Here is a 3,400-nt window from a genome sequence, read left to right on the forward strand (position 1 = left end):
CGCCCCCGCGGCAGCCCGCACCCGTGGCGAAGCCCCGGCGGCGCCGACGCTGGGGCCGGATCATCGGCTCACTGCTGCTGGTCGCGGTGCTCGCGCTGGTGGGCGCCGCCGTGTGGATCGACACCTCGCTGCACCGGATCCCGGCGCTGTCGAACTACCCCGACCGGCCCGCCGCCGGGCGCGGCACCACCTGGCTGCTCGTCGGCTCGGACAGCCGCCAGCACCTCTCCCCCGAGCAACAGGCCGAGCTGGCGACGGGCGGCGACATCGGGGTCGGCCGAACGGACACCATCCTGCTCGTCCACGTCCCCGGCCTGCTCTCGAACGCGCCGACCACGATGGTGTCCATCCCACGCGACTCCTACGTGCCCATCCCCGGCTACGGCGAGGACAAGATCAACGCCGCCTTCTCGATCGGTGGCGCGCCGCTGCTGGCGCAGACGGTCGAACAGGCGACCGGGCTGCGGCTGGACCACTACGGCGAGATCGGCTTCGACGGATTCGCCGAGGCCGTCGACGCGGTCGGCGGCGTGACGATGTGCCCGCCCGAGCCGATCGACGATCCGCTGGCCGGCATCAGCCTGCCCGCGGGCTGTCAGGAGCTCGACGGCCGCAATGCGCTCGGCTATGTGCGCACCCGTGCCACCCCGCGCGCCGACCTCGACCGGATGACCAATCAGCGCGCCTTCATGTCGGCGCTGCTGCACCGCGCCGCCAGCCCCTCGGTGCTGCTGAACCCGCTGCGGTGGTATCCCCTGGTTCATGCGGCGGGTGGCGCAGTGGCGGTCGACGAGGGCGCGCACGTGTGGGATCTGGCGAGGCTGGCGTGGGCGCTGCGCGGCGACGTCACGACGACGACGGTGCCCATCGGCGAGTTCACCGGCAGCGACTCCGGTGCCGTCGTGGTGTGGAACAGCGAAGCGGCGAGCCGGCTCTTCGAGGCCCTCGCCACCGACGCTCCGATCCCCGCCGACACCATCGACACGCAGCCGTGAGTTCGGTTAGGCGACCCTCAGCAAACGATACCGAGATTGCGTGACTGCGGCCACAGCACTTAGGGAAACCTCGCCTCAATAAGGCAGACCTTTGCTGACAACCCCCTCTGACCTGCTATATCATCGCTTCCATGAGCAATGACAGCGCACTCGACACCAAGTTCCACGAGCTCCTCACGGACCAGGTGCGCAGCGAGTTCACCGCCGCCCAGCAATACATCGCCATCGCGGTGCACTTCGACGGCGCCGACCTGCCGCAGCTGGCGAAGCACTTCTACGGCCAGGCCGTCGAGGAGCGCAACCACGCCATGATGCTGGTGCAGTACCTGCTCGACCGCGACGTCGACGTGGCGATCCCGGGCGTCGACGCCGTGTGCAACCGCTTCGACACCCCGCGCGACGCGCTCAAGCTGGCGCTCGACCAGGAGCGTGCCGTCACCGAGCAGATCTCCCGGCTGGCGAGCGTCGCCCGCGACGAGGGCGACTACCTCGGCGAGCAGTTCATGCAGTGGTTCCTCAAGGAGCAGGTCGAGGAGGTCGCCACGATGACCACCCTGGTGCGCATCGCCGACCGGGCCGGCACCGACCTGTTCCACCTCGAGGACTTCGTGGCCCGCGAGATCAGCGTGCCCGCCGCCGATCCGACCGCGCCCCGCGCCGCCGGCGGCAACCTGTAGATCAGTCCCGTTCCGCCCCGGTCAGACCGTTCTGCAACCAGTCCTTGGTCCGGCCGGGGTGGTTCGTCGCCACCCACGCGACCCCCAGGTCGCGGCAGTACTGCACGTCCTCGTAGTGATCCACGGTCCAGCAGTACAGCGCGCGGCCCTGCGCCGCCGCACGGTCCACGAGTTCGGGGTGCTCGCGCAGCGTCGCGATCGACGGCCCCACCGCCGTCGCGCCGACCGTGGTGGCCGCGCTGCCACCCAGATAGCGCGACGTCTCCCCGAGCAGCACGGTGGGCAGCAGCGGCGCCGCCCGCCGGATCCGCCACACCGCCGCCGCGGAGAACGACATGACCACCGCGCGCGACAGATCCGCCGACGCCGGCGCGGCGATGCCGTAGCGGTGCAGCAGCGCCAGCACCTTGCTCTCCACCAGAGCGCCGTAGCGCACCGGGTGCTTGGTCTCGATGAACATCTTGACCGGCCGGTGCCAGTCCAGCACCAGGCGGACGAGGTCGTCGAGGGTCAGCAGCCCGGCGTCGCCGTTCGCGCCACCGGCGTGCCACGACCCGAAGTCGAGCTCACGCAGTTGCGCCAGTGTCATCTCGCTGACCAGCCCGCTGCCCGAGGACGTGCGGTCCACCCGGCGGTCGTGCACGCACACCAGATGACCGTCGCGGGTCAGCCGAACGTCGCATTCCACACCGTCGGCACCCTCCCGCAGCGCCAGGTCGTAGGCCGCCAGCGTGTGCTCCGGGCGGTCGGCGGAGGCACCCCGGTGGGCCACCACGAACGGGTGTCCACCGAGCGCCGGACCGGACTCCGCCGCCCCGGCGGTTCCGGCATCGCCCGAATCCATAGGGCTATGCTGCCGGGTGCTGCCCTCAGGTCTCAACCGCAACGGCCGATTCGGGTATCCGCTCCTCTTCCGGCCGGGCGTCGGACTGCGCCGTCCGGTCGTCGGGGACCAGCACCCAGCGTCGGGCCGCCCGCTCCACCGGAGCGCGCTCGAAGCCCAGGTAGATCCGCCTCGTCAGCAGCAGAACCGCCACGGACAGCAGGTAGGCGACCGTCGTGGTGACCGTGTTGTCGGCGACGCCCTGCGGGGTGTCGGGAAAGCTCGTCGCGAACGCGGCGACGGACAGGATCGTGCACAGCATCCACAGGATCGTCCACACCAGCAGGGGCCGCCGCATCAGGCTGACGCGGCTCTCGATCCGGGCCAGCTCGTAGACGAACACCGGCGCCCAGACCAGGTTCACGAACGGCAGCAGGCATCCCCAGCGCAGCGCCCACGCCGGCCGGGGATCCGTCTGGCCGCGGTGGGCGAAGGCCGCCGCCCGGCGGGCGATCAGCCAGTTCGACAGCACGATCGCCAGCGCCAGCAGCAGGAAGAAGGCGACCACTGCCGCCACGATGCCGAGCCAGGTCACGCCGTCGGCCAGCCACGGGTTGAGCAGCATGCCGCGGTTGACCAGCAGCAGGACATACCGCATGAGCAGCATGAACGCGGCGACGCCGAAGGCGATCGTCGTCGCGGTGAGCAGGCGGCGCACCGCGCGCACGGAGGGCCCGGCGTGGGTGCGCTCGTCCTGCTGCTCATCGGGCGGGAAGTACTCGACCAGCCCCCACGGCGGAATGGTGGTGTAGCGCGGCGTGGGGCCCAGGGGTCCGCGCCTGCGGCGCTGCTGCGGCGGCGCGCCGGGTCGCACCGCGATCCAGCGGTAGCCCGGGGGAATCTTC

Annotated in this window: 4 protein-coding genes; 2 read left to right on the forward strand and 2 right to left on the reverse strand. The window is 71.2% G+C overall.

The genetic code is table 11. The annotated features are described in order from the left end of the window. Both Q2100_RS30415 and Q2100_RS30420 read left to right on the forward strand, forming a co-directional pair. Nucleotides 1-995 (forward strand): LCP family protein (locus Q2100_RS30415; protein WP_302917010.1); only part of this gene is annotated, 995 nt, incomplete at its 5' end. A 131-nt stretch (nt 996-1,126) separates the two neighbouring features. Then, entirely contained in the window at nt 1,127-1,672 is a 546-nt protein-coding gene (locus Q2100_RS30420) for a ferritin (RefSeq protein ID WP_269895887.1), read from the forward strand. Between the two features lies 1 nt (nt 1,673). Here the strand turns inward: Q2100_RS30420 and Q2100_RS30425 are convergent, their stop codons facing one another. Beyond that, on the reverse strand, nt 1,674-2,516 hold the full coding sequence (locus Q2100_RS30425; RefSeq protein ID WP_264015682.1) for a glycerophosphodiester phosphodiesterase: 843 nt from the start codon (nt 2,514-2,516) through the stop codon (nt 1,674-1,676). A gap of 25 nt (nt 2,517-2,541) precedes the next feature. Then, nucleotides 2,542-3,400: DUF4328 domain-containing protein (locus Q2100_RS30430; protein ID WP_302917011.1), on the reverse strand; the 859-nt coding region annotated here is incomplete at its 5' end.

Source organism: Mycolicibacterium arseniciresistens (assembly GCF_030519285.1).
Classification (GTDB): Bacteria; Actinomycetota; Actinomycetes; order Mycobacteriales; family Mycobacteriaceae; genus Mycobacterium; species Mycobacterium arseniciresistens.

Coding starts and splice junctions, on each gene's coding strand:
- Q2100_RS30420 (WP_269895887.1), top strand. CDS start 1,127: ATGAGCAATGACAGCGCACTCGACACCAAGTTCCACGAGCTCCTCACG.
- Q2100_RS30425 (WP_264015682.1), bottom strand. CDS start 2,516: ATGGATTCGGGCGATGCCGGAACCGCCGGGGCGGCGGAGTCCGGTCCG.